Origin of the sequence: Alteromonas sp. ASW11-130 (genome assembly GCF_026183735.1) — a bacterium.
GTDB lineage: Bacteria > Pseudomonadota > Gammaproteobacteria > Enterobacterales > Alteromonadaceae > Alteromonas.
The window spans coordinates 21,382-45,802 of record NZ_JAPFRE010000019.1 but is presented as its reverse complement, the minus strand read 5'-3'; the positions used below and the strand labels follow the sequence as shown (position 1 = coordinate 45,802).

The window sequence follows — 24,421 nt, the reverse complement described above, 5'->3', positions numbered from 1 at the left end:
AACTATGCAGAAGGTCGATATCGCCATTGTAGGCGGGGGAATAGTCGGATTGTCATTGGCTAGTGCGCTCACTCAAACCGAGTTGTCAGTTGCGGTGATAAATGACGGTAATATCACCCGTACTGTAGCCGAGCAAATGGAGCTTAGGGTAAGTGCTATCAATCAATCGCATATCGACGCTTTTAACACGGTTGGTGTATGGCAGCATGTACCTGCTGACAGGCGCTGCGAGTTTACGCGTATGCATGTATGGGACAAAGACAGTTTTGGCGAGATCAGCTTTGACTGCAACGATACACATCGCCCGGCATTAGGCAGTATTATTGAGAATCAGGTATTCATTAACGGTTTGGCTGAGTATTTACAAACTCAGTCCCAAGTGCATATCGTCAACGCGAAAATCAGCAAAGTTTTGGCCGGCCAGCAAGAAACCATGCTAATGCTGGACAATGATGAAGACTTCGCTTGTAAGCTATTGGTTGGAGCGGACGGAGCCAACTCTTTCGTACGTAAACAATGTCAGTTCCCCATGACGTTTCACGACTATGGACAACTGGCGCTGGTCGCAAACGTACGCACCCAGCAATCCCATGGGTTCACCGCCCGACAAGTTTTTACCCCCACCGGCCCCCTGGCATTGCTGCCTACCTTTGATGAGCATGTATGTTCCATAGTCTGGTCGCAGGATACCGAAAACGCAGAACAACTTTTACAACTAAATAAAGCGGATTTTTCTAATCAATTGACCGCAGCGAGCGATTCAGCACTCGGTCTACTGCAAGTAGAAGGTGATATTGCGCACTTTCCCCTTATTATGCAGTGCGCCAGAACATGGGCGCGGGATGGTGCCGTAATTATAGGGGATGCGGCGCATACTATTCACCCGCTCGCAGGGCAGGGAGCAAACTTGGGAATAGAAGACGCTTTTTCATTGGCTAAGACTATTGAAACGTTGCAGCGCACAGGTAAAGACTATTCCAGACTGCGTTATTTACGGCCGTTTGAGCGCGAGCGAAAAACACAGGCAACCAAAATGATTGCGGCAATGAGTGGTTTTCAATCTTTGTTCAGTGGAAACGATCCTATTAAAAAATTCATTCGCGGCACGGGCTTGGTGATGACGGACAGACTTTCGTTCATCAAACAACAGTGGATGGCTGAGGCATCAAGCTTTTAACGCTATCATTTGCAAAATAGCATTTATCATTTCATTATGCGCTTATTCAATAACGTAAACTAAGTGGTTCACATGGATAAGCGTACTTTCTTAAAAGCGTCAGGTATTGGGGTTACGGCACTTAGTGCCTTGTCATTTGGTCATCTTGCCGCTGCAAACACCAATAAATCGTCAGCAAAAAGTGGGTTAACTAATATCGTTGGCGACATAAAACCTATTACTGTCGAAGAACGCCGCAAGCGCATTGCAAAAGCCCAGTTGATTATGCAAAAGCAGAATATTGCCGCCATAGTAATCGAGCCGGGTGCTAGCATGGATTATTTCGCCGGAATACAGTGGTGGCGTAGTGAACGTTTAACCGCGTTAATTATCCCTCGTGAAGGCGAAATTGCTGTTGTAACCCCTTTCTTTGAAGAACCCAGTGTAAGAGAAACCCTCGCAGTGGGAGATGACGTGCGCGTATGGCAGGAGCACGAAAACCCCTTTGCACTGGTAAAGCAGATCCTTGACGACCGTAAAATCAAACAGGGTAAAATTGGCTTTGAAAGTACAGTCCGGTATTTCGTGCTAAAAGGCGTGATGAAAGTTTTGGGTAACTTTCACCATACGAGTGCAGAGCCTGTCGTGCTAGGCTGCCGCCTGATTAAAAGTGCGCATGAATTACAATTAATGCATAAAGCGAATGAAATTACTCTCAAAGCTTACGAGCACGTATGGCAACAATTAGAAAAGGGGATGGATCAGCAGCAGGTTAAGTCGCTAATGAGTGAAGCCCAACAACAGTTGGGAGGTGCGGGCGTATGGAACATGGCCCTGTTTAACGAAGCAAGTGCTTACCCTCATGGCACGCGACAAACGCAGATAATCAAAGATGGCTCTATCGTATTGATGGATTGCGGGTGTAACGTACACGGATATCAATCTGATATTTCCCGCACTTTTGTGTATGGGGAGCCCAGCGTAAAACAAAAACAAGTGTGGAATTTGGTTCGCCAAGGCCAGATGCTCGCATTTGAAACTGCTACCGTTGGTACGCCAGCTGGTAAGATTGACGATACGGTGCGGAGTATGTATGAATCAAAAGGTTATGGCCCGGATTATAAACTACCCGGCCTATCCCACCGTCTAGGGCACGGTATTGGCATGGAAGGGCATGAAAAAATCAACTTTGTGCGTAACGAAACCACACCTTTAACGAAAGGTATGTGTATGTCTAACGAACCTGGCATTTATATACCGGGTGAATTTGGCGTGCGTTTGGAAGATTGCCTTTATATCGGAGAAGAAAAAGCCCATTGGTTTACGTCGCCGCCTGAGTCGCTAGACAAACCCATTGGCAAGCTGGTTCCACTTGTATAAACGCTTTTAAAAACAATCGTCGCTGTAGGTTTAAATTGATATTATTGATGACGTTTTGACCAAATTGTTTCAGTACTTTTACCGTAGTAGTTAGAATTATGTGTAAGATTGGTTAGATTTCTATCTTCCTAAAGCTATTGATCTTACAACTGATTTTGGCTGGTATGCAGGTAGGGATGTATTCACACTGGTCTGCTTCGTTGTTCTTGCTTGTAATGGCAGCGTGTACTATGAGAAGAAAAACGGTGTAAACCTTTCCCTAATCAAGGTTTCAATTATTGAGGCCTTGATTTCTATCATCCGTGACAGCCTATACTTTTTTAATTCACTTTGCGTAATCTTGTTTTAATAAACTCGGCCAGCGTTTTACTTACCACCGGATGCTGAGTGTCTTGATTAAACAAGCAAATGTTTACTTTTCCCAATACGGGTAGATAGGAGTGGGTCAACGGAGTAAGGGTAGATGGTATACTCGATTGAGCTAGAGCGGTAATGCCTAATCCCTGATTAATGGCTGCCGCCAATCCGGTTAAATCTGCATTGGTGTAAGCGATTTTCCACGCTTTGGTTTGTTGCTTTAACGCATCAATTACGCGACTGCGGTACATGCAACCGTCTGGCGCTAATACCAATGAGATGGGGTTTTCTACAAAAGGGCGAATGGCATCGCCCACCCACACCACATCGTCCTCAATTACTACTTCACCCTCCGTAGGCTCCGCTGGATTAACGAGTGCCAGAATCAAATCAAAACTATGGCGCTTTGCTTCGTGCAACAACTCCCGACTCAGAGCAGAAGTCACTTCCAATACCACATCCGGATAGCGGGTAGAAAATTCGCCAATAAGGCCTGGTAATAAGGTTGAAGCAAACTCATTGGGGATACCCAGGCGCAAACGACCGCTTAGGGGGGCAGGGGTGAGACTGCGAAAGATACTGTCATTCATTTCCAGCATGGATTTGGCTTTAGGGTAAAGCCAGTTGCCATCTACGCTAGGCAAATGACGCTGACCTACTTTTGTGAATAGTTTGCGGTCCAGCTGTTCTTCCAGCTTTTTAATTTGCAGACTAACCGCAGGTTGTGAGCGACCCAAGAATTCGCCCGCTTTGGCATAGCCCCCTTGTTCAATAACGCTAACAAAAGTGCGCAAATTATCTAACGAAAGTTGTTTCATAGTAATTAGTTTTGCTGATGAATGCAGCTTAATATATTACATTTTCAAATGTAATGATAAGAATTTTCAATTTGTTGCTTGTCGGATCAACTCCTATACTCAGCCCATATTTTTATCCAGCAAAGAGTGAATAACAGTCCAATGTCTAGTACTACTCCACTGCACGCCAAGCATATTGAAGCGGGCGCAAAAATGGTCGATTTCTTCGGCTGGGATATGCCGATAAGCTACGGCTCTCAAATTGAAGAGCATCATGCGGTGCGTCAAGACGCAGGCATGTTCGATGTTTCACATATGACTATCGTTGATGCCACGGGCAGTCAGGCAAAAGACTATTTACGTTTTCTGTTAGCTAATGACGTGGCCAAGTTACAAGACAAAGGCAAAGCACTGTATAGCGGCATGTTAAATGAAGCTGGTGGGGTGGTAGATGATTTAATTGTTTATCATTTTGATGAAACCAACTATCGCTTAGTTGTAAATTCAGCCACCCGCGAAAAAGACATGAGCTGGTTACGCGAGAAAGCGCAAGGCTTTGACGTTACCATTACTGAACGCCCTGAATTTGCCATGATTGCGGTACAAGGCCCTAACGCAAAAGAAAAAGCCGCCAGCTTGTTTAGCGATGCCCAAAAAGAAGCAGTGGCGGGAATGAAGCCGTTCTTCGGTGTTCAGGCTGAAGATTTATTTATAGCGACTACCGGCTATACCGGCGAGGCAGGCTACGAAATTATGGTGCCTAAAGAACGCGCTGGCCAGTTCTGGCAGGGGCTGCTAGACGCTGGCGTAAAACCCTGTGGTCTAGGCGCACGCGATACCTTGCGTTTAGAAGCTGGTATGAACCTATACGGCCAAGATATGGACGAAACGGTGTCTCCATTAGCGGCCAACATGGGGTGGACCATCACCTGGGAACCCGCAGATCGGGACTTCGTTGGTCGTAAAGCGTTGGAGCAGCAGCGTGAAGCGGGCACCGACAAGCTTATCGGGCTAGTGATGACAGAAAAAGGCGTGTTACGTGCAGGTCAGAAAGTACGTACAGAAAACGGTGAAGGCGTTATTACATCAGGTACCTTCTCGCCAACTTTAGGTCACGCAATTGCAATGGCACGCGTCCCAGCGGGCGTGGGTGAGAGAGTAGAAGTGGAAATGCGCAAAAAGTGGGTTACAGTAAAAGTGGTTAAGCCCAGTTTCGTTCGCAATGGTAAGAGCGTTTTATAATTAACAATTAACATCCAGGAATTATTATGAGCAATATCCCATCTGAATTACGTTACGCATCAACTCACGAGTGGGTACGTCCTGAAGGCGATGGCGTATTTACTGTTGGTATTTCTGAGCATGCGCAAGATTTGCTTGGTGACATGGTGTTTGTTGAATTGCCAGATGTTGGTGATCACGTCAGTGCCGGTGAAGACGTTGCAGTTGCAGAATCAGTAAAAGCCGCTTCAGACGTGTACGCACCTATTAGCGGTGAAATCGTTGAAGTTAACGAAGCGCTGGAAGATTCTCCAGAACAGGTTAACTCTGACCCTTACGGCGATGGCTGGTTGTTCAAAGTCAAAGCCGAAGATCCTTCAGAAGTTGACGGTCTGCTTGATGCCGAAGGATACGAAAACAGCATCGACGAAGACTAATCGCATTTTTTAGCTGCGATTAATCAACTGGAAAGGGGCAGTTAATACGCCCCTTTCATGTATTTTAAACATAACGCAAGTGCTTAACTATTTATGTCGAATTCATCTATCACGCTGGCTCAGTTAGAGCAGAAAAATGCCTTTGTTCGTCGTCATATCGGCCCAGGGGAAGACGAAATTCACGCCATGCTGGAGACCATTGGAGCCTCCTCACTGGATGACTTGATGGAACAAACTGTACCATCCGGTATTCAGTTGGATAAACCTATTGAGGTGGGGGCAGGGGCCACTGAAGTGGAAGCACTTGCTGCGTTAAAGAAAGTCGCCAGCAAAAACAAAATCAATCGTTCTTTTATCGGCATGGGATACTACGATACGCATGTGCCGAATGTTATTTTACGGAACGTGCTGGAAAATCCTGGTTGGTATACGGCGTATACTCCTTACCAGCCAGAGATTGCTCAAGGTCGTTTACAGGCAATTCTGAACTTCCAGCAAGTCACAATTGATTTAACCGGATTAGAGCTAGCGTCAGCATCATTGCTAGATGAAGGAACCGCGGCAGCCGAAGCTATGTCTTTAGCGAAACGTGTTTCTAAAAACAAAAAATCGAACCTGTTTTTCATCGCGGAAGACGTACACCCGCAAACTATCGACGTAGTAGAAACACGCGCCGAAATGTTCGGATTCGACGTCGTCTCGGGCCCAGCAGAAGCTGCTGCTGAACATGATGTGTTCGGGGCGTTGCTGCAATACCCTTCAACCACAGGTGAAGTAAAAGATTTAACCGACGTAACCGCTGCAGTAAAAGCGAAAAAGGGCGTGGTGGCAGTGGCGGCTGATTTAATGAGCTTAGTCATGCTTAAATCACCCGGCGAGCTAGGTGCTGATGTTGCTCTTGGTAGTGCTCAACGTTTTGGTGTACCCATGGGCTATGGGGGGCCACACGCAGCCTTTTTTGCTACTCGTGACGATTACAAACGGTCGCTACCTGGTCGTATTATTGGGGTCAGTAAAGACACTCGAGGTCGTCCAGCTCTGCGTATGGCCTTACAAACACGTGAACAACATATCCGGCGTGAAAAAGCGAATTCGAATATCTGTACCGCTCAGGTGTTACTCGCTAACATGGCATCCTTCTACGCCGTGTATCACGGACCGAATGGCTTAAAAACCATCGCTCAACGCATACACCGCCTGACCGATATTCTTGCCAATGCACTTACTACTAAAGGTATGGCACTGCGTCACAGCACATGGTTTGATACCCTTACCGTAGAAGTAAAAGACAAAGAAGCGGTACTGAAAAAAGCCTATGAAGCAGGCGTAAACCTGCGGGCAGATTTAGAGGGTGCGGTGGGTGTAGCGTTCGATGAAACCTCGACCCGACAAGATATTGAAACCTTACTGTCTGTATTCTTAGGTGACGATCACGGCTTTACGGTTGATCAGCTGGATGCGGAAGTTACTACACAGGGCAGTAAGTCTATTCCACAAGAATTAGTACGCACTAGTGACATCCTTACCCACGAAGTATTTAACCAGTATCACTCAGAAACGGAGATGCTGCGCTATATCAAGTCGCTTGAAGATAAAGACCTGGCGTTGAACCATTCAATGATTTCACTAGGTTCTTGTACCATGAAACTGAATGCTACTGCGGAAATGATACCGGTCACCTGGCCTGAATTCGGACAGCTTCACCCCTTTGCCCCACTAGATCAAGCCGGTGGCTACCAGGAAATGATTAGCGAACTGAGCGAGTGGTTAATTAATATCACCGGTTACGACGCGCTTTCAATGCAGCCGAACTCTGGTGCACAGGGGGAATACGCAGGGTTATTGGCGATTCAGAATTACCATGAGAGCCGTGGTGAGGGTCACCGTAATGTGTGTTTAATCCCCAGCTCAGCGCACGGTACCAACCCTGCTTCTGCACAAATGGTAAGCATGAAAGTGGTGGTAGTGGCCTGTGATAAAAACGGTAATGTTGACTTAAACGACTTACGCGCCAAAGCAGAACAAGTAGGTGATAACCTGTCATGCGCCATGATCACATACCCGTCTACTCACGGGGTGTACGAAGAAACCATCCGTGAAATCTGTGACATTATCCACGACCACGGCGGTCAGGTGTACATGGACGGTGCCAACATGAACGCACAGGTAGGCGTCACTGCGCCTGGCTTTATCGGCTCAGACGTATCGCACCTTAACTTGCACAAAACCTTCTGCATCCCCCACGGTGGTGGCGGCCCGGGTATGGGGCCAATAGGTGTGAAGTCCCACTTAGCCCCATTCCTACCAAACCACACAGTAGTGAATATCGAAAACGCAGGCGAAGGCTGTGGTGCCGTTTCAGCTGCACCATGGGGCAGCGCGTCAATTTTGCCCATCAGTTATATGTATATCAAAATGATGGGCGCAGCAGGTTTACGCAAAGCCACACAAGTTGCCATTCTAAATGCCAACTACGTAGCCAAGTCATTAGAAGGACACTACAACATACTATACAAAGGCCGTAATGGCCGCGTAGCCCACGAATGTATAGTAGACCTGCGCCCATTAAAGGAAGCTTCAGGTGTATCAGAAGTGGATATCGCCAAACGTCTAAACGACTACGGCTTCCACGCGCCGACAATGAGCTTCCCGGTAGCCGGTACACTGATGATCGAGCCAACCGAATCAGAAGCTAAATACGAGCTGGACCGATTCATCAACGCGTTGATCAGCATACGTAAAGAAGTGGCTAAAGTAGAAAGCGGCGAGTGGGATGCCACAGACAACCCACTACACAACGCACCACACACCTTAGCGGATATCTGCGACAACGACTGGAACCGCAGTTACGATCGCACCCTTGCAGCGTACCCAGTACCCGAAGTGGCCCGCAATAAGTTCTGGCCCAGTGTGAACAGGATTGACGATGTGTTTGGTGATCGTAATCTTATGTGTTCATGTCCTGCTATTGAGAGTTATTTGGAGGAGTAGGCTTATGTAGTCTAGTATTTAAAAAATAGACATTTGTATTTAAAAATAGACAAACTTCGGTTTGTCTATTTTTTTGCCCTAAATAAAGCGCAGATATGCTTTTACGAACTAAATTGATAAGTTCTAATGGGGCTTAATTACAAACAGCGGTGTTTAAGTGGTTAATCTGCTCTGGACTGAAGCCGTTGCGAAGTAGTTCGAAGTCTTTCATTTGCACTTTAGCCTTTTGGCCTACACCTATGACTTGCTAGCTACTGCCACTCGCTGTTTTGATTAATTGATTGTTAGGTGAGATTTCTACTATTTTTGATGTACTAATGTAATCGTTAGTCGCGAATCGGTATGTCATGTCATCAACAGATCCCCCACAAAATTTTTCCAATCGGTTCTTCATCGTCAAAAATAGAAACGATGTACCAGTCTTTTACTATTGTGTTCATTGACTGCTCACATGCCTTTGAATTGATGGGGTAATGATAGCTGAACAAAATTTAAAACTTTGGCGAAATCGTGGAGGTAATCCTGAGTTTTTATATTACTTAACCCCAAAAGTGTATAACTAATTGTTTTTGTTTGAGTTGTAAAAAATGAAATTTTTCCGCCACATGGATTACCGCGAACATCTGAGTTGTTAGTTAAAGTTGAGACCGTCCAATGTCGGACGGAAAACATAAGGTGATTAACAATGTCATTAGTAACAGTATCAAATAACTCAAATCAAAGCTCTGGTAATGGTCGTGGTCCTTCTTCACATCCGGGACCGGGTGGCAACTGGCCCAGTACAACAGGCGGTAAGTCTGGTGGTGGTCGCGGGAATGCGCCAGCAAAAGGTGGTAAATAAGAAGGAAGCGAGGGCGTGTTAGACGCCCTCTATTTGTTTATGAAAAAATACAGTAGCGATAAAGATATCAATAAATTAGTTACCAGAATGTGTAAAATAGGCTGGCGATTTATTAATAGAAAAAAGCATGGGGCTTTGATAACCCCAAATGGAAAGAAAATAACAGTACCTTCATCACCAAGTGATAGAAGAGCATTTAAAAATTTTTCCAACGACATTAGAACCATTATTTGCAGGGAGCGCAACTATGTCTGATTTTCCGTATCCAACTCATATAGAGACTTTGAGAACATTTGCCAAGGTTTTAGGTGTAAAAGCTGGTAATAAATATCTTGATGATAAAGCCAAAGATAAAACCGCTGATTATCGTTTGATAAATGAATTTTCCAAGGAGGTTTTCGATTACTTATCAAAAACATTTGGTAATGATATTGGTGCAATACTCAAACAAGGGTTTCATGCATATTTAACGGAATACATGACTCATGTATCAAATATTTACGCTGACGGACTATCTCGAACAGAAATAGGAATAGCTCTTTGTAAGACGTTACTAAGCAAACACGTCGTAAATACAATCGATAGTGCGTTGGGATTAGTTTCAAGCAAAAAGCCATTAAGCGTAGCCTTCTTTTCATTTCAAGAAACCTGTACATCACAAATACTTGCTTGGTTAGAAGAAAATGAGGGAGGCTGGACACACTATTACAATTCTCTGGAAAAAGAAAACAAAGCAAAAGTTAAAGCTTGGAAGGATGGTGAACATAAACCTGACATTCAATCATTAGTCTTCCTACAATCATGGTCACAAGGTCCTTGGCCTGAACATATTGACTGGCAAAAAGTGAGAGTACTACTTTTTATTGCGTCAATTATTGATCGTACAGTTAAGGAAGAAGGCAGCTCTTTGTTGATAGATGAGTGCCGATTGTTGTCGTGGGGAGCAAAGCCTACCTATGAATTTAGTCAACTAATTCAATCACATCAACAAGCCTATAAGGATAGGATTAGTTATTTGCTGCCATTGGTCGGAGAAATTCAACAGGGGTTGAAGCGAACTATTGTTAAAAACGAAGGGCAATTTGAATATTTTAAAGCCGCAATAGATAAACTTGAGCAACAACTATCTCCCAAAGAGCATAAATCTCACTTTGCATATTGGCTACAGTGGCACAAAGCTAGGATGTATAGCTTGAATGGTCAGCTTGAAGAAGCTAATGCGCTTTATAAGTTTGGGTTTGATGAGTGTTTATACAGAGCTGGTATTAATCAAAAGTATATAATTGAAGAGGCAATAGTTGTCGCGGCAAGCCAAGAAAAGCCGGATAAAGTCTTTTTAAAACACTTAAAGAACGCATTGCTGATGTTCAACTATGATATTCCTTCAGTTCAAAGTTGCGAATCATCGAATAAATTTTCTGACATCATTGAAGATTGGGAAGTACAAATCTGGAGATCTTCGTTTTATAAAGTTTTCCCCAAAGCCGGAATGTTTCCCGAAGCGAATACTCCAGAAATTGCGGCTAAAATTGGAATTAATGTTGTTACAGATATTGATGAGATAAAACCAGATTATCGACACCCGAATAGAAAGCTGAAAATAGGAGAAATTTGGAAGAAAATATATCCTCAATTAGTTTGGTTTACTGAGTTGGAAAAAACTGAAGTAGTTGAAAAGCTTTTAAAGCAAGGTGCCGATGTTAATCTGACTAGCAGCTCTGGAGATACCGCAATTTTAATGGCTTTAGAGACATTAAACTTAAGGGAGGTGCCATTAAGGTCTTTAGACGACACTCTATTTTATCTACTATCAGAATATCCTCACAGTAAAGAAACTATGAACCGTTGTACTGACAAAAAGCGTCTACAGCCTCTTATATCGGCGGTTCAATCTGGTAGACCTGATATTGTTGATAAAGTTTTAGCTATGGGGGCAAACGTTAATAATAGAGGTTTAACTGACAATCAAACCGCATTGAATGCCTGTATAAAGATGATTGGTATAGCTAAGGACCCAAAGCGTTATTGGGACAGTGTTCTTCAAATGCAGTTAACTCCTGAAGTGTTAGATTCGATTAGAAGGGCGAACTCAGGCATGACGGGTTTCACTCTGGAAGATCAGCTACAGTTTCTGTTAGCTCAAAACTCAGATCCAAGGTTTCGACAAATATCACGCTCGTTAACTAACTTAATGTCCGAGAAGCTAGACGAGAGAATTGACATTGTAAATATGAGATTGATTGCGAGTCAGTTAATTGAAGCTGGTGCAAATGTTAATGCTGAACACATTGCTCCTGTCACAGGTTATACCCCACTGATGCTGGCGGCAGAACTGGATGAAGTTGGTTTGTTCAACAAAATGCTTAGCAATGGCGGCGACCCACGAAAAACTTACTTCTGCAAAAACACGAAACAGAGTGTCGATTGCTGGCGTATAGCAGAGTATTTTGGCAGCACTAATGTATTAGCTGCACTAAAAGAGATTGAACATTTTTTCCCTGAAAACTCTGGGGTAAGTAATTCCCATTGACTTTGTTATTACTAAAAAATGGCTTAAAACCGCTGTTTTCCTAAAAAGCTGCCAAGTTTAACTGTTTCGTTACTATGAGATTAATCATTAAAATTAATGGGTTAGTAATATTGAGATTTAATAAATATCAAAATATATAATTATTTTAATGTTTATTAAATTCCAATAAAAAACAACGAGTTAGTTGGGGTTTTTACTTGATTTTTGAGATTTTCACTTATATTACTTTTAAAGTGATAAAACTAATAGGTGAATAAAATGAAAACATTGAAATTGAAGACTCAATCATTCTCAAGTATCAAACAATTTAGTAAAGACGTTCTTACCAACAAGCAATTACAAGTTAACTTGTCCGCTCAGTGTGTTGATCCTGACTTTTTACCTCTTGGAAAATTAGTCGATAAGTTGAGTAAAGTGCTGACGGTAAATCAAGTTGATACAGTAATTATCCCTAATGAAGCGATTTCTAGCAGATATATTCATGAAATTATGACTCTGCTAACTGAGTTGAAAGTCAAAATCATGTTTGAAAAGCAACTAAACAAGGCCGAAGCCAGCATAATTCCATTGTCTATATTACGCCGTATAGAAAACTAGATATTAGTTCAGGGATGACATATTTCTTACCGTAAGTTTTTGAAACAAATAGAGAGTGCTTTATATGATAAAGGTGCGAGATTTAGGGTTAAAAGCTATTGAGCTAATTGAGTTGTATGGTGAGAACTTAGTCGTTGAAAACATGCCGGGGTATGCTCAAACAATGGAAAGAGGAGATTTTTTGATTGTTTATACGCCGCCTTTTTCTGGGGTAGAGTCGTTGCCGGGAGATAGAAGCTATATGATTGATATTTGGTATAAAAACAAGAAAGTGTTCAGTGAGTATTTCAAATGTTTAGAAGACCTTTACAACTGTAATCGCTCAAAAAGAGCCGAATGGACAAAACACCTGTTAAGTGTGAGTTAAACGAGTTTAAATTAAGGGATTATCGGCTAGGTAAAAATTTTTATTTCATGTAAGATGATTTACAAATGAATAAAAATAAGCAATTGGACAGTGCATACACTTTTTACGTGGCTTGGTAATCGCGATATTGAAAACATGGAACAGGAGCAGAATGCTGCTATTGTTTCACTTGCGACAAAATCCGAAGTTCCATTTGATAAAATAGTCATTCTTTCCAACAAAGATGAAGCTAAGTGGGATTCGTTTGAGCGCTTTCTGAAAAAGCGGATGGCGATGATAAGCCGACCATCTGAAGATATTAAAATCCACTTAGCGCAAATCCAAAGTCCAATTGACTACCAATCTATTTCAATCGAAACAGAAAAGTGGATCACAAAGTTATCTGAAGAGTCTGACATTCTCTCAATTAACCTAACTTCTGGTACACCTGCAATGACAACTCTTTCTGTGCTTCATGGAAAGGGAAAGTCCAATACACGTTTTGTACAATCGTCCCCGAAAAACGTTATTGAAGAAGTCGAAATACCACTGGATTTCGGTAAAGAATACGTAAAGTCTGCTTCAAAGAACATTGCTCATACAGCGACCTCATTACCTAAGGTACAAAAGGCGTTTTCAGAATTAACTGCCAAGTCACAAAAAATGACTGAAGTGATTGAAAAAGCTAAAAGAATATCTTCGTCTGAAGTGCCTGCACTTATCTTAGGTGAAACAGGTACTGGTAAAGAGCTAATGGCAAATGCTATCCACAAAGGGAGCCTTAGATCAAATAAGCCTATTAGAGTTGTAAACTGTGGTGCGCTTGCTGAAAACCTAGTGGATTCAACATTGTTTGGTCATAAAAAAGGGGCGTTTACTGGTGCAGATAAAGATTATGCAGGTCTATTTGAGCAAGCTAACGGTGGCACTTTATTTTTAGATGAAGTGGGTGAATTAAAGCCGGATATACAAGTCAAGCTTCTGAGAGCTTTACAACAAGGTGAAGTTACCAGATTAGGTGACACTCAAACCATAAACGTAGATGTTCGTGTTATTGCTGCAACTCATCAGGATTTAACCAAATTAATTGAGCAAGGAACTTTTAGAGAAGATCTTTTTTATCGATTAGCAGTGGGCATTATCAATATGCCACCACTTAGAGATCGACTTGAAGATATTCCAGTCATAGTTGAACAACTAACAGAACAAATTAATGCGTCGGGGGCCAAACACCCAGACTATATAAGTAAAAAAGTTTCCGAAAATGGAATTAAATTTATTTTATCGCAGTCATGGCTAGGCAATATTCGTGAATTATGGAGCACATTGAACAGGGCTTTTCTCTGGACAGATGCAAAATTGGTAGGTGAAAAGGAACTGTCTGACGCGATCATAAATAGAAGATTTGGTGAGCAAAGTAATGATGTTAGGCTGTCTTTTAACGACAAAGTAGATATAGTTCAACTGACTGAAAATTATCAAAAAAAGCATGTTGAAGCAGCATTGAAAGCAAGCGGTAATGTTAAGAAACACGCTACCCAAATGTTGGGCTTAAAAGACCATCAAACGCTAACAAATTGGATGAAGCGATTGGGGATTCACAATGAAAAAGAACAATAATTTCGAATTTGGCATTGCGCTTGCGATATAGGACACAAGGAATAATCAGGAATGAAGCAATCAATGAATTTTGAACACATCCAAACCAAATGGCCTGAGTTACATAAGCTTGCTGCATTTGCAGAAGACTATGTAATAAGTGACCCACAAAGTGCTTTAGTAAAACTACGCTGTTTTGCTGAAAAAGTGGTTGGCTATTTGTACAAGGAGCTTCGCCTACCTGTATTCCCCAATTCTAACATCTATGACAAGTTAACCTCAGACGACTTCACAAGTGTCGTACCTAGTTTAATAACAGATAAACTTCATGCGATCCGTAAAAGCGGTAACCAAGCTGCGCATGAAGGCAAAGTCGATCAACAGCAAGCTATCTGGATATTAAAAGAAAGTTACTTTGTCGCTAGTTACCTCTTTATGGCTTATGCGGGAGGCCAGCAAGAAGATTGTCCTGAGTTTGCTGTTCCTGAGCAAATAAAACCAACGGACCAATCTGGGGCAGAGTTTGTTAAGAAGAACAAGCAACTTGAAAAACAGCTAGCTGAAAATGAAGCGCGATTAAAGAAAGCACTAGAAGAGCTGGCAGCTTCTGAAAAAGCGCAAAAACTTGCACAAATTGAAGCATCCAAGCTTAAACAAGCAATTGACTCTGAAAAAGTCAGCCAAGTGCAATCACTGAATAAGAAAATCACATCAAGCTTTAAGTTTGACGAGGCTGAAACTCGCGCCCGTATTATTGATATGGATTTACGGGCAGCGGGCTGGAATGTTTCACTGGACGAATCTAGCACCGATGAAGTGGGCAAAGAAGTAGATTTGCCACATCAGCCAACGAATAGTGGAAACGGAAGAGCTGATTACGTTCTGTGGGATGATGATGGTAAGCCATTGGCGGTTATTGAAGCAAAGCGTACTCGTGAATCAGTTGAGAAAGGCCGCGAGCAAGCAAAAATCTATGCTGATGCGCTAGAAAAGGAATATGGTCAACGCCCTGTAATATTCTATTCAAATGGCTACGACATTCGTATTTTAGACGATGCGCAAGGCTATAACAGCCGCAAGCTTTACGGGTATTACTCAAAAGACTCGTTGCAATACCTTATTAAGCAACGAACGTTGAAAAAAGATCTCAACCAAACACCTATCGATACCGATGTGGCTGGTCGTATGTACCAAATGGAAACCATATCGCGTGTCTGTGAGCGTTTCACCAACAAACATCGCAAATCTCTTATCGTACAAGCAACGGGGACGGGAAAAACGCGAGTATCTATCGCACTAGCGAAACGTCTGTTGGATGCAGGTTGGGCAAAGCGCGTTTTATTCCTATGTGACCGTAAAGAGTTACGTAAGCAAGCGGGTAATGCCTTTAACGAATTTACCAAAGAGCCGCTTTATGTGGTTGGTAAAAGTAAAAAAGAAGCCGCTGATAGCGCTCGTGTATTCATCGCTACCTATCCGGGCATGATGCGCATTTTCCAAAAGTACGACGTAGGTTATTTTGATTTGATTGTCGCCGATGAGTCACATCGCTCAATTTACAACATTTATGGCGACATCTTTAAGTATTTTGATGCACTAGAAGTTGGCTTAACCGCAACTCCAGTTGAAATGGTATCTCGTTCAACCTGTCAGTTATTTGGTTGTGACTTTAAAATGCCAACGGCGAATTACCCGCTAGAACAAGCGATAGAAGACGGTAACTTAGTACCCTACAAAATCGTAAGCTTTACCACTAAATTCCTGCGCGAAGGCATTAGCAAGGACAATCTAACCGACGAACAAATTGCTCAACTTGAGGAGCAAGGCATTGACCCTAACGAGTTAGACTTCGACGCCAAACAAATCGATGAAGCGGTAAAAAACAAAGATACCAACCGAGTGATTCTGCGTAACCTGATGGAAAAAGGTTTACGTGATGTTGATGGTCAATTACCGGGTAAAACAATTGTCTTTGCGCGGAATATTGCTCACGCAGAACTTATGGCTAACCTATTTGCAGAAATGTATCCGCAGTTGGGTAATAACTTTTGCCGCGTTATTCACTCTAAATATGAACGTGCTGAAGAGCTAATTGATGATTTTAAATCGACTGAAGAAAACAGCATTCGCATAGCCGTCTCGGTGGATATGCTCGACACAGGTATTGATGTACCCGAATGTGTCAACCTTGTATTTGCCAAGCCAATTAAATCGAAAGTGAAGTTTTGGCAAATGATTGGGCGTGGCACGCGCTTGTGCAAAGATCTTTATGGTGTAGGCAAAGACAAAACCCACTTCTTGATTTTCGATCATTGGGAAAACTTCGAATACTTCGATATGGACCCAGAAGAAGAGGACGTTAAACAGTCAAAATCGTTAACTCAAAAGTTATTTGAATCACGCTTGTTATTGGCTGAAACCTCACTTAAAAAAGCCGATGTTGCAGCGTTTGATGAAGTTATAAAACTCATTCATCAAGATGTGTGTTCGCTTGATATGAATACCATAGCGGTGCGTGACAATTGGCAAGTAGTTGAAGCGTGCAAAGACGAAAAGTACCTCAACCAGTTTGCGCCAGAAACTAAAGCAAGTCTCTATGAGCATATTGCACCGTTGATGCAATGGCGCAACATTATGGGTCAGTCAGAAGCGTATAAATTTGATAATGAAATCGCCATTATCCAAACCTTGCTATACACCGATCCAAGCCAAATCGACTTAGCTAGACAAGCGTTAATGGTGAAGATTGAAAAACTACAAATGCACTTAAATGAGGTGCGTGCTAAGGCAAGTTTTATTGCAGATATTCAAAAAGAGCAATACTGGCAGAACCTAACAGCATCAATAGACGGTTTTGAAACACTGGAAACTAGTCGTAAAGCGTTGCGTAGTGTTATCCACCTAAGAGAAAAAGGTATTCAACCGCCTTCTCAAGAAGTCATCTTAGACATTAGAGAAAATGAAGCTGACTATCAGGTTACAGAGCGCCCAACCAAAATAGTGTCGATTGACTATCAAATCTTCCGCCAAGAGGTGGAGAAAACCTTAGCGCCACTATTTGAAACCGATAGCGTGTTACAAAAGATCCGTGCAGGTAATCCGGTTTCAGAAGATGACATTGCTCGCTTGAATGCCTTGGTTCACATTCAAAACCCGAATGTTGATTTAAATACTTTAAAAGAGTTTTACCCAGATTCAACGGCAAGCTTAGATAAAATTCTACGTACCATTGTGGGCATGGATAAAGAGGCAATCGAGCAAAGCTTTACTAAATTCGTACAGCAAACTCATACCCATATGAATGCTAAACAACAGCGTTTTATTGGTTTATTAAAAAATCACCTAGTGCGATATGGCGTTATCAAAATTGAGCAACTTTATGATGCGCCATTTACCCAAGTGCATGACATGGGCTTGGATGGCGTGTTTAGTGAAGCGCAAGCCGATGTGATAGAGCAGTTTATAAAACAGTTTGATGTGGAGCTTGGGCATAAAGCCACATCAGTAGATAAAGTTCTTTATTAATATAAGCAAATTTAACAGTAGTACGGGCTTTATTTTTTTATAGTCAGATTAAAAGCCCGATAATAGGAAGATTAGATATATGATCACAGGTCAGCTTAAAAGCAAAATAGACAAACTTTGGGAAGAATTTTGGACGGGCGGTATTACCAACCCGCTAACGGTAATCGAGCAAATTACCTTTTTAATGTACGCCCGAATGCTTGATATGAACGAACAAAAAGACGAAAGGCTTTTCGCCAGAAACAAGAAGCCGTTTAGTCGCCGCTTTAATGACGAACAGCAGCATTTACGTTGGCAAAACCTGCGTCATTTGGGCGCAGAAGAGCTTTATAAAGCAGTAAAAGATGAGTTGTTTCCATTCTTCGCTGCAAGCTCGAACCAAGACAACGAAGGCTCATTATTCGCTGAGTTTATGAAAGACGCGCAATTGATGATCCAAAAGCAATCGCTATTGGTCAAAGCAGTGGAAATGGTGAACGACTTGCCATTAGATAATGCCGATACAAAAGGTGACTTATACGAGTATCTATTAAGCAAGCTAACTACCGCAGGCATTAACGGTCAATTTAGAACGCCACGCCACATTATTCGTGCAATGGTGGAAATTATGGACCCAGATAAAAACAGCCGTATTTGTGACCCATCAACGGGCACAGGTGGTTTCTTATCTGTGTCTTACGAGTATCTACTTGAGAAATACACTTCGCCAGAAGCTATTGAGCGCGAACCTCTTTTTGACGAAGAAGGCAAACCACTATTAGACAGTGACGGTAAACAACTTGAAAACGTTTTGTATTCAGGTGACTTGATTGACCCTGAAGACCGCAAGCATATCGATACCGATATGTTCCACGGCTTTGATTTTGATGCCACCATGCTTCGTGTTGCGGCTATGAACCTAGTGATGCACGGCATTAAACAGCCGGATATTCATTACCAAGATACCTTAAGCCAATCTTTCTTAGAGAAGTTCCCAAATGAAGCAAAGTCCGGTATGGATATACTTCTGGCAAATCCGCCTTTCAAAGGCTCATTGGATGAAGAAGACGTTTGCCCAGAAATTTTACGCAAAGTAAAAACCAAAAAAACAGAGCTGCTTTTTGTTGCCTTAATTGAACGTATGTTACGAATAGGTGGTCGCTCAGCCACTATCGTACCTGACGGTGTATTGTTTGGATCATCCAAAGCGCACCAGCAGTTGCGACAATTACTGGTAGATAATAACCAGCTTGAAGCCGTCATTTCGCTGCCAAGTGGTGTATTTAAACCGTATGCGGGTGTTTCAACGGCAATTTTGATCTTTACAAAAGGCGGCACCACTGACCATGTTTGGTTTTATGACGTACAAGCGGATGGTTTCTCGCTAGACGATAAACGCACACCGATTAAAGATAACGATCTTCCTGATTTGGTTGCCCAGTTCAAAGCCCGTGATAAAGCTGTAGCTGAAACCGAAGCAAACGACCGTGTTATTACAGACAGCAAAAAGCATTTTTGGGTAAGCAAAGAAGACATTACTTCAAACAAATATGATCTTTCCATCAACCGTTATAAAGAAGTGGTTTACGAAGAAGAACAATACGATCCACCAAAAGAAATCTTAGGCAAGTTAGTGTCACTGGAAACTGAAATCTTGGCTGACTTAAAAGAACTTGAAGGAATGATCTAATGCTTGATGCAAAAGAGTTTCCATCTTATTGGAAAGTAGTACCAATTGCGGACGTAGTTTTTTTTCAAGAAGGTCCCGGTGTTAGAAAGCATCAATATAAAGATGTTGGAGTAAAGTTGCTTAATGGTGGCAACATTAATAATGGAATTCTAAATTTAGGAACAACAGATAGACATATTTCTTCAGATGAAGCTGAAGGTAAATATAATCATTTTTTAGTTGATGAAGGTGATTTGCTTATTGCTTGCTCTGGAGTGGTCGTAGAAAAGTTTAATGGAAAAATAGCGTATGCAAAAGCAGAGCACTTACCGCTATGTATGAACACTAGTACTATGCGCTTTAAAGCCTTAGATGCTCAAGTTCTATATCTAGATTATTTTCGTCGGTTTTTGGAAACGAACTTTTTTAAAAAACAACTTCAAAAATTGATCACCGGATCCGCTCAGCTCAATTTTGGTCCTAGTCATATTAAACTAATGAATATGCCACTACCACCACTCGACGAACAAAAACGTATTGCTGCGATTTTAGATAAAGCCGACAGCGTGCGCCGTAAACGCCAACAAGCCATTGACCTCGCCGACGACTTCCTCCGCAGCGTCTTCCTTGATATGTTCGGCGATCCTGTTACGAATCCGAAGGGGTGGGAAGTTAAAAAGTTTGGTACAGTCATAGATGTGTTAACGGATTATCATGCTAATGGTAGCTATAAATCGCTTAATGAAAATGTAACACTTTTAGATGAGCCAAATTATGCTTACATGGTGAGAACTACTGATTTAGAGAAGAAAAATTACACTGATAATGTTAAGTATATCGATCAACATGCTTACGAACATTTATCTAAAACTAAAGTCTATGGCGGTGAATTAGTAATTAATAAAATAGGCAGTGCAGGAGCAGTTTATCTAATGCCTTATTTACATCGCCCTGTATCGCTAGCAATGAATCAATTTATGATTCGATGCAACGAGCATTGCTTGAATGAGTTTGTCTATTACCAGCTAAAAACTAACGCAGGTGCAAGAGAGCTGGAAAAGAGGGTTCAGGGTGCTGTCACTAAAACTATCACTAAAGATGCTGTAAGAGATATACCAATAATACTTCCACCGATTGAGTTGCAACGTCAGTTTATTGATGTTGTTGAAAAGATAAATAAGTTAAAGACTAATACTGATAATTCATCGGACTTAATTAGAGCTAAATTTAATTCTATTAGCCAAAAAGCCTTTGCTGGTGAATTATAGCTCTTACTAAAAAACTAGAATAACAAGGACGTTGATATGTCAGATAAGTTTAATTTGTACGATGTTTATGAGCAGAATCTAAATTTTCTGTTCGGCGCTGGAGCATCATTTGGTTTTTTACCTACCTTAGCATTGGCAATCAAAGATGCAGATGGGAAAGCGTATACATTTGAAACATTAGCTAAAGAGCTGGGGAAAGACAACGATAATAAGCACCTATATGCTTTGTTGTTTATGTACTATTACAAAAGCTGTATAGAACCGGGGCTGCCTAAAAAGCGTAATCCACGCAGCAGAAATCGTTCACAGGTTTTAGGTCAGTATAAAGTGTTTTTGCAGACGCTGGTAAGCGTTCTAGAAAAACAAGGACCAAATGATAAGAAGTGTAATGTTTACACTACTAATTATGATAACTGTCTTGAAGTAGCATCTGATTCATTAATTTCGAAACAGGAAGTTAGTTGTGTTGTTAATGATGGTAGTGCAGGGTTTCAAACTCGTAGATTTCACACTAAAAATTTTAATAATCGTGTTGTTCAAAAGGGCATATTTGATAATCATGCCGAATGCATTCCTCAAATAAATATACTTCACCCTCATGGCTCTGTGTATTGGAAAAAAATAAACGAGGGGATTACGGTAAACTATCAAGAATCAGACTATGCAATTTCATTCGACGAAGATCAAACTCGATTGATTGCTGAGTTTGAAAAGCTAGTTAAAGATGATACGAAAAGCCTAGCTGATCTCATCGAATATGGTGAGGATGAATTTGAAGACTGGGATAAATTAAACGTAGAAGGTTTTTGGGATGAGTACAACGATATTCCTATTGTTAACCCTACCAAATGGAAGTTTCACGAAACCGTTTTTGAAGAAGCTTATTACCAAATTTTAAGGCACTTGAGTTTTGAATTAGAGCGGCCTAATACTGTTTTGATCACCTTTGGTTTTTCGTTTGCCGATGAGCATATTTTACATTTAGTTCAACGCTCACTATCCAACCCTAGCCTGACAGTCTTTGTTTCTTGTTATAACGACGATGAAAAACAAGAAATGAAGAAGAAATTTAAGGGCTATTCAAACGTTAAATTTATCGCGATTGACGATGATTTAACTTTTACCCGCTTTAATAAACGAGTATTTACCCTCAAAAAAGGTGATGAGTAAATGAGCATTGCCATTGGAGAGGTTATCGCCGTTAAAGGCGTAAATATTCTTGTTGAATTGTATGAGGAATCCAATAAAGAAACGCTATTTTATCAAGGCGAGAAGTTTAAAGGAGTATCAATACAAGAGCATATTCTCATTAAACGTGGCTTCAAAGATATTGTTGCTTTGGTTCAAGGCGAATATTTAGATGAAAGGTTTGAGCAAGAAGACGGAAAAAGTTACGTAAGGAAGGTTGAGCTAAAACCAATTGGCTATTATGACCAAAGTGAGTTTTATGAGGGAATTAAGCACTTACCGATGATCCGTGATGTTGCTTACTTGATGAATGAACAGCAAGTCAGGCAAATATACGGAGAAGCTGATGATAGTTTTGTTATTGGTGAAATTTTAAAAGAAGAGCTACCAGTTTCTCTTCCTTGGGCAAGCTTGTTTAACACGCACATAGGTGTGTTTGGTAACACTGGCAGTGGTAAATCTAATACACTTACAAATTTATATACCACCTTATTTACCAATAAATTACAGTCACTGAATGGCAAAAGTCACTTTGTTGTTGTTGATTTCAATGGTGAGTACACAGGCAAGCAACTTATAAATGATCGAGATTTTAAACAAGTTTATGACTTGGATACTAGAGGTGGCGGCGATAGTAAGTTTCCGCTAAGTGAATCTGTTTTTTGGGATGAAGAAGTATTTGGTATTTTATTCAAAGCTACAGAAAACACACAGAAACCTTTCTTGAAGCGAGTGGTTTCTGGTCGAGAACGATTTAGAGATACCCCTGACAGTCTTGATAACTATGCTAAAAAGACAATTGCTAGAGCATTAAAAAGTACATCACCAAAAAAAGAGTTCGCCGAGCTAGTAAGAGAAATTGCGGACATTGTTGGTGCTGATGGGTTGAGAGACTTAGTTTTACAATTAAGTTGGCATAGCAAAAATAGTAATTTTTACTATTTAACATCACAAAATACCCTTAATGGTGGTGATGATGATGGCACTTATCTACAGTTTTTTGATGCAGAAGTAGAAGCTATTACTATAGGGCATATAAGTCAGTTTGAAGAGCTTCGTTTAAGAGTAAATATTCAACTATTATCAGATCTTGTTAGCGGCTACGTGCAATTTGATCATATTCAACCATTATTGAAAAGAGTTGAAGCTTCGCTAAAGTCTTTAGAAAGAGTATTTCAAATAGGTGAGAACCCAGTAAATAAGCTTTTAACCGTGGTTTCGCTTCGAAAATCTAATCAGGAAATTAAAAAAGTAATACCTCTCTTGTTGGCTAAATATTACTACGGAAGTCATAAGGATGAGGTTATTAACGACAGTCCTCCAAGCCATACATTTCACATGATTATTGACGAAGCTCACAATATCTTATCAATGCAATCAAATCGTGAAAGTGAAAGCTGGAAAGATTACAGACTTGAATTATTTGAAGAGATAATTAAAGAAGGCCGTAAATTTGGCTTTTATTTGACTCTATCTAGTCAGCGCCCAGCAGATATATCACCAACGATAATGTCGCAAATTCATAATTTCTTTATTCATCGACTTGTCAATGACAGAGACTTAATGTTGCTGGATAACACTATTAGTACACTTGATTCATTGTCTCGCTCGATGATCCCCAATTTATCAAAAGGCTGTGCGGTAATAACAGGGACATCATTTGATATTCCAATGGTCGTGCAATTTAAGCCTTTAGAAAAAGAATCCCAACCAGATAGTGGTGATGTTGACCTGCATTCGCTGTGGAGTGATTAGCAATGAAGCTCCAGCTTGCTTCAACTAACAGTTTAAACAAATGGCTAAAAGCCGAGTTACCGAGATTGCCTACGCGTCAAGGTAAACAAGCTGGTGTTAATACATTGAAGTCAGATAGCACAACAATGTGCTGGCAAGCTCATATTATTGATAACCAATATAAGTCCTATGAAAAGACCATCATTGCTTGTGAAGCCAACAGTCGTTTCATTTTCTTTATACCTGTTACAGCACGTTTAACTCTTGATGAGTTAACAAAGTTACTCATTATGGAGTGGCAGGCAATGTTGGCGGAAACATTGGAAAGCTATCAACTTATCCCTAGAAGTGAAATAGTCATGTTATTGAGTGAGTTATCAGACTTAACATTTAATGTTAAGTGGGTCAAAAACACTGATTTAAGTATAAATGGGCATATCAGCGATGCCGGACTGTGGGTTGAACAAATTTTAAGGGAGCAAGGTGCCTCTGAGTTATCGGCTCAGCAAGCAACTGAACTAGCAATTTACCTAAACACTTCGTTAAAACGGATAACAAATAAAGAAACTAAGCGTAAAGAGAAAGTGATCCCGGTGGAAAAGCTCTTGGCTTATTGCCGCACTTTGGTTTTAGGTGATGGTGCTGAAACAAATGTGGTTAGTTTTGAAGATTATAGAAATAAATAAAATTACATATATGTATTAAATGTTATATCTTGATAGTGATTGGTTTTATTAACCTATTGAAATTAAAGGGTTGTAGCCTGTTCTTTAAATTGGCATTGGATGTGCAATCTATAAAATGGA

17 protein-coding genes are annotated in these 24,421 nt (G+C 41.2%); 16 read left to right on the top strand and 1 reads right to left on the bottom strand.

Annotated features, from left to right (window positions below; translation table 11 throughout):
* The first annotated feature begins 4 nt into the window (after positions 1–4).
* A complete protein-coding gene (locus OPS28_RS07135; protein WP_265608767.1) occupies positions 5–1,177 on the top strand; it encodes an FAD-dependent monooxygenase in 1,173 nt (390 codons plus the stop codon).
* A 72-nt stretch (positions 1,178–1,249) separates the two neighbouring features.
* Complete coding sequence (locus OPS28_RS07130) at positions 1,250–2,536, top strand: M24 family metallopeptidase (protein ID WP_265608766.1); 1,287 nt, start codon at positions 1,250–1,252, stop codon at positions 2,534–2,536.
* Between the two features lie 320 nt (positions 2,537–2,856).
* Here OPS28_RS07130 and OPS28_RS07125 read toward each other — a convergent pair whose 3' ends face one another.
* A complete protein-coding gene (locus tag OPS28_RS07125) occupies positions 2,857–3,711 on the bottom strand; it encodes a LysR family transcriptional regulator (RefSeq protein WP_265608765.1) in 855 nt (284 codons plus the stop codon).
* 141 nt (positions 3,712–3,852) lie between these two features.
* Between OPS28_RS07125 and gcvT the strand changes: the two genes are divergently transcribed.
* From gcvT to OPS28_RS07055, 14 genes are all read left to right on the top strand, one after another.
* Entirely contained in the window at positions 3,853–4,932 is a 1,080-nt protein-coding gene (gene gcvT / locus OPS28_RS07120; protein WP_265608764.1) for a glycine cleavage system aminomethyltransferase GcvT, read from the top strand.
* A gap of 26 nt (positions 4,933–4,958) precedes the next feature.
* Positions 4,959–5,348 (top strand): glycine cleavage system protein GcvH, encoded by a 390-nt coding sequence (gene gcvH, locus OPS28_RS07115; protein ID WP_265608763.1) that lies wholly within the window; start codon positions 4,959–4,961, stop codon positions 5,346–5,348.
* A gap of 93 nt (positions 5,349–5,441) precedes the next feature.
* Positions 5,442–8,339 (top strand): aminomethyl-transferring glycine dehydrogenase, encoded by a 2,898-nt coding sequence (gcvP, locus tag OPS28_RS07110; RefSeq protein WP_265608762.1) that lies wholly within the window; start codon positions 5,442–5,444, stop codon positions 8,337–8,339.
* 685 nt (positions 8,340–9,024) lie between these two features.
* Positions 9,025–9,180: a hypothetical protein gene (locus OPS28_RS07105; protein WP_237114932.1), complete on the top strand. Its 156-nt coding sequence runs from the start codon at positions 9,025–9,027 to the stop codon at positions 9,178–9,180.
* Between the two features lie 247 nt (positions 9,181–9,427).
* Positions 9,428–11,710 (top strand): hypothetical protein, encoded by a 2,283-nt coding sequence (locus OPS28_RS07100; protein WP_265608761.1) that lies wholly within the window; start codon positions 9,428–9,430, stop codon positions 11,708–11,710.
* Between the two features lie 258 nt (positions 11,711–11,968).
* Positions 11,969–12,307 carry a hypothetical protein gene (locus OPS28_RS07095; RefSeq protein WP_265608760.1) on the top strand — a complete coding sequence of 113 codons (339 nt, stop codon included), beginning with the start codon at positions 11,969–11,971 and terminating at the stop codon, positions 12,305–12,307.
* Between the two features lie 64 nt (positions 12,308–12,371).
* Positions 12,372–12,674 (top strand): hypothetical protein, encoded by a 303-nt coding sequence (locus OPS28_RS07090; RefSeq protein WP_265608759.1) that lies wholly within the window; start codon positions 12,372–12,374, stop codon positions 12,672–12,674.
* Positions 12,675–12,809: 135 nt separating this feature from the next.
* Positions 12,810–14,273 carry a sigma-54 interaction domain-containing protein gene (locus OPS28_RS07085; RefSeq protein ID WP_265608758.1) on the top strand — a complete coding sequence of 488 codons (1,464 nt, stop codon included), beginning with the start codon at positions 12,810–12,812 and terminating at the stop codon, positions 14,271–14,273.
* A 51-nt stretch (positions 14,274–14,324) separates the two neighbouring features.
* On the top strand, positions 14,325–17,777 hold the full coding sequence (locus OPS28_RS07080; RefSeq protein ID WP_265608757.1) for a DEAD/DEAH box helicase family protein: 3,453 nt from the start codon (positions 14,325–14,327) through the stop codon (positions 17,775–17,777).
* Between the two features lie 79 nt (positions 17,778–17,856).
* Positions 17,857–19,446, top strand: coding sequence for a type I restriction-modification system subunit M (locus OPS28_RS07075; protein ID WP_265608756.1), 1,590 nt, complete (start codon positions 17,857–17,859; stop codon positions 19,444–19,446).
* The gene (locus tag OPS28_RS07070; RefSeq protein ID WP_265608755.1) at positions 19,446–20,693 is read left to right on the top strand and encodes a restriction endonuclease subunit S; all 1,248 of its coding nucleotides are present in this window, start codon (positions 19,446–19,448) and stop codon (positions 20,691–20,693) included. The genes OPS28_RS07075 and OPS28_RS07070 overlap by 1 nt, the downstream gene beginning before the upstream one ends.
* A 36-nt stretch (positions 20,694–20,729) precedes the next feature.
* Positions 20,730–21,863, top strand: a complete 1,134-nt coding sequence (locus OPS28_RS07065) for a hypothetical protein (RefSeq protein WP_265608754.1) — start codon at positions 20,730–20,732, stop codon at positions 21,861–21,863.
* Positions 21,864–23,636, top strand: a complete 1,773-nt coding sequence (locus tag OPS28_RS07060) for an ATP-binding protein (RefSeq protein ID WP_265608753.1) — start codon at positions 21,864–21,866, stop codon at positions 23,634–23,636.
* Between the two features lie 2 nt (positions 23,637–23,638).
* Positions 23,639–24,301: an amino acid adenylation gene (locus OPS28_RS07055; protein WP_265608752.1), complete on the top strand. Its 663-nt coding sequence runs from the start codon at positions 23,639–23,641 to the stop codon at positions 24,299–24,301.
* Positions 24,302–24,421 lie beyond the last annotated feature (120 nt).